Below are 3,938 nucleotides of genomic sequence, written 5' to 3' on the forward strand. Positions count from 1 at the left end.
GCCTCGTACTCCCCCGGTTCGATCCGGAAGCCGCGGATATTCACCTGCCGGTCGAGCCGGCCGAGGAACTCCAGCTCCCCGTCGGCCGTCCACCGGGCCCGGTCGCCGGTGCGGTAGAGCCGGGCGCCGGGCGGGCCGAAGGGGTCGGCGACGAAGCGCCCGGCGGTCAGGCCGGGGCGGCCCAGGTAGCCGCGGGCCACGCCCTCGCCGCCGACGTACAACTCGCCGTCGGTGCCTGGCTGTTGGGTCCGCATGGCCGCGTCGAGCACGTACGCCCGGGTGTGCGGCAGCGCGCCGCCGATGGGGGGTGCGCCGCTGCCGGCGGCCAGCGGGCCGGTCCAGGTGGCGACGATGGTCGCCTCGGTCGGGCCGTAGGAGTTGATCATGCGCCGGCCGGGCGCCCAGCGGTCGACCAGGTCCGCGGGGCAGGCCTCTGCTCCGACGATCAGGGTGCGCAGGTGGCGGCCCGTGCCGCCGGGCACGGTGGCGAGGGCGGCCGGCGGGATGAGGGCGTGGGTGATGCGGTGCTCGTCGAGCACGGCGGCGAGTTCCTCGCCCAGCCAGGGGCCGTGCGGGGGGATCACCAACGTGGCGCCGGCCAGGACGGAGATGAACAGTTCGAGGACGGAGGCGTCGAAGCTGGGCGAGGAGAACTGCAGCACCCGGTCGCCGGGGCGCACCGCGTAGTGCGCGCGGGCCGCCTCCGCGAAGCCGCCGATGCCCCGGTGGGTGACGACCACGCCCTTGGGCGTCCCGGTGGAGCCCGAGGTGTAGATCACGTACGCCGCGTGGTCGGTGCCGCTCGGGCCCGGCAGGCCGGTGTCGGGCGCGGCGACGGCGCCGGGTGTGTCCGTGCTATCGGCCCGGTCCGTGCTGTCGGCCCGGTCCGTCTCCAGCAGCGCGCGGACCCGGGCCGGATCGTCCAGGACGACGGCGGGTGCGGCGTCGGCGAGCATCAGCGCCCGTCTCCCGGCGGGGTAGGCCGGATCCACGGGCAGGAAGGCGGCGCCCGTCCGGGCGACGGCCAGCTCCGCCGCGACCAGTTCCATCGAGCGCGGCAGGACCAGCGCCACCGTCCGGTCTGTCCCGGCACCGCGCCGTGCGAGGTCGCGGGCCAGGCGCTCGACCCGGTCGGCCAGTTCCCGGTACGTCCAGCTGCGCCGGCCGTCGGTCACCGCGGGCGCGTGCGGCGCGCGGGCCACCTGGGCGGCGAACAGCGCGTCGAGCGTCCGGTGCGCCGGCGGCGGGGCGGCATCGGTCCCCCGGGCGGCACCGGTCCCCGGGGCGCCAGGGGTGTCGCCGGCCTGCGGCGGAGCGGACGAACGCACGGGCTGGGCAGGCCGGTCGGTCATGGCGGAAGGTCCTTCCGGACGGGGAGGAGGCGATGCGGGCGCCGGGGCAGGCGGGGGCCGGCCCTCGGGCCCGGGGGAACCGGGCCGGAGGAACGGAACGAGCCGGGGGTGAGCCCGGTGGAGCGACGCCGGCGGGAGGGCCGCAGGCGGCCAGGACGAGGCCGGGCGCCTCAGGCGGGGTCGGCGCGACGCGCCGTGCGCCCGGACACCTGCACCCGGTCGATCACGCCCGTGGCGGGATCGCGGTGGAAGCGCCCGCCCGGCGCGGGGCGGCCGGTGTCGGGGGCGAGCAGGTCGTAGGAGAGGTCGGCGAAACAGCGCAGGGGCAGCGGCAGGTCGCCGTCCACGGAGAGCGTGGACGACCCGTCGCCCGCGGGCTCGACGCGGTACCGGATCGACCCGTTGCGGTAGGTGCCCGCGCACTCGGGCAGGGGGGCGGGCTCGCCCGCGCCCACGGGCGCGATCGCGGCGGGCACCCGGACACCCGCCAGCTCGGCCAGATCGGCCGCGAGCTCGCGCCAGAGCGCGGTGGCGGTGCCGGAGTTGCCCGCGAAGGCGACCACCACGCCGCTGTCCGGGTCGGCCCGCAGGTGGCAGGAGGTCCCCATGGCGTTGCCGTCGTGGCCGCACCACAGCCGGCCGTCCTGCTGGTAGAGGGCGAGCCCCGGGCCCCAGCCGTCCGCGAGCGCACCCGGCCGGGCGCCGGGCTGCGGGCGGCGCATCTCCTCGGCGACGGCGGGGGGCAGGGCCTTGGCCCGGCCGACCAGGGCGCCGCCGAGCGCGGCGAGGTCCGCGGCGCTCGCCAGCAGGGCTCCGGCCGGGGCCTCCAGCGGGGCCAGGTTCTGCCGGACCGGCCGGGCCCGGCCGGTCGCGGCGTTGAGCGCGTGTCCGGCGGCGACCGGGCGTGCGGGTGCGCTCGCGTCGACGAACACGGGCACGGTGCCGAGCGGTTCGAGCAGCAGGGCGGCCACGGCCTCGTGCCAGGGCATCCCGGTCACCGTCTCCACCAGGCGCCCGGCGGCGATGTAGCCGGCGTTGGAGTAGGAGAAGTCCGTCCCGGGCGGGAAGAGCGCGTCCCCGGCCGTGCACACGGACGACAGGTAGTGCGCCGCGGTGGTCCGGGCGGCGGCGTCGGAGTCCGGCCCGGTGGGCAGTCCGCCGGTGTGGCTGAGGAGTTGGCGAATCGTTACTGCTGGCATCCGGCGGAGCTCGGGCAGGTGGTCGGCGACCCGGTCGTCGAGGTCGAGGTCGCCGTCGTCGGCCAGGAGCATCACCAGGGCGGCCGTGTAGGGCTTGGTGAGCGACCCCACCGGCACCACGGTGTCCCCGGTGAAGGGCGCACCGGTGGCGGCGTCGGCCACACCGGTGTGCAGGGCCACGACCTCCGAGCCGGTGTCCAGCACCACCTGGGCGCCGGGCACCCGGTGGGTGCGCGCGAGCGTGTCGAGCCGGTGCTGCAGTTCGCGCTGTAAGCGGCGTAAGAGGAACGGCGCGCGCTCGCGGACGGGCGCGGAGCTGGGGTACGGCATGGGCGGACGCTCCCGTTGACTGGTTCTCAGATGCGGGCGCGGCAAGCGTCCGCGGATGAATTCCGGATTACTGTGGAGCACACCGTGAAATTTCCTGCCACCTGCGCTCCTCGACTCAAGACTCGCGGGAACAACGGGAATCGACGGAAGTCTGCCGATGACGGCCGACTGGGTGTGAACGGGAATCCCCGACCGCTCCCGGCAGGGCGCCGCACCCGCCCGAGGGGAACCGTTCCCGGCCGCTTCGGCGCTCCCCGACCGGACGGTGCGAATGCGACCAGAATTCCACGCCGCCCCGGAACGGCGAACGGGGGAACGGTGAGCGGGAACGGAGGGCGGCGAACGGCCGACCGCCGAATGACCTCACCCCGCAGGCGGGTCCGGACAGGAATCCCGAACGCTCCAGTCGGCCGCTCCGACGGCCCTGACCTGCGCGATCGTCGCGCCCGGCATGCCTATCCCCCCTGCGATCCCTCCCCGCAGCCACCGTGCGGAACCTGCCACAACCGTCGCGAGGACCGGGCAATACCTTGACGGCCCGAACGCTCGGAACGACGAACGCGGAACAGTCTTCACGGCGGGTCACCCGCTCGCAACCCCTGGCGATTGAACGGAAAGCAACTCTCCTCGGAATCGGAACCGCAAAATCGCTGGTGTGACTCCCGGCCACGCCCGGAACGCCTGATGACGGGTGTGAATTCTTTGGCCGAAACTGTGACACCCCGATCCCCCTGGCCACCCGGCCGGGTTTCCGCGGGGAATAGCCGAGTGATTCCCCTGACGCCTGGGGCGGTTGTGCAGGAATGCGACGGAATAGATCAGGTGCGTTGTGAGTGAATCAATGAGGGCTCTGATGCGCGTGTGCCCCGATGCGCTTGTGCCGTGGTGCGCGTGTGCCCTGTTTCACGCATGCTCTGGTTCACATCGGCCGCCCCGGGGTGGGGGGCGGCCGAGCGGATGCGCCCCCCCCCCGCACCCCGGGGGGGGCACCGCCCCCCCCCCGCGCCCCGCCGGCCGGCGGGGGAGCCCCCCCCGGGGGGGGCCCGGCCGGGGGGGT

Annotated in this window: 2 protein-coding genes; both read right to left on the minus strand. The window is 75.5% G+C overall.

What is annotated here, in order from left to right; translation table 11 throughout:
• Window positions 1-1,328: amino acid adenylation domain-containing protein (locus tag ACFV6I_RS35825; protein ID WP_380430119.1), on the minus strand; the 1,328-nt coding region annotated here is incomplete at its 3' end.
• Between the two features lie 194 nt (window positions 1,329-1,522).
• A complete protein-coding gene (locus ACFV6I_RS35830; protein ID WP_380430110.1) occupies window positions 1,523-2,881 on the minus strand; it encodes a serine hydrolase domain-containing protein in 1,359 nt (452 codons plus the stop codon).
• Between the last annotated feature and the right edge of the window lie 1,057 nt (window positions 2,882-3,938).

It is taken from the genome of Kitasatospora sp. NPDC059803, assembly GCF_042732255.1.
Lineage (GTDB): Bacteria > Actinomycetota > Actinomycetes > Streptomycetales > Streptomycetaceae > Kitasatospora.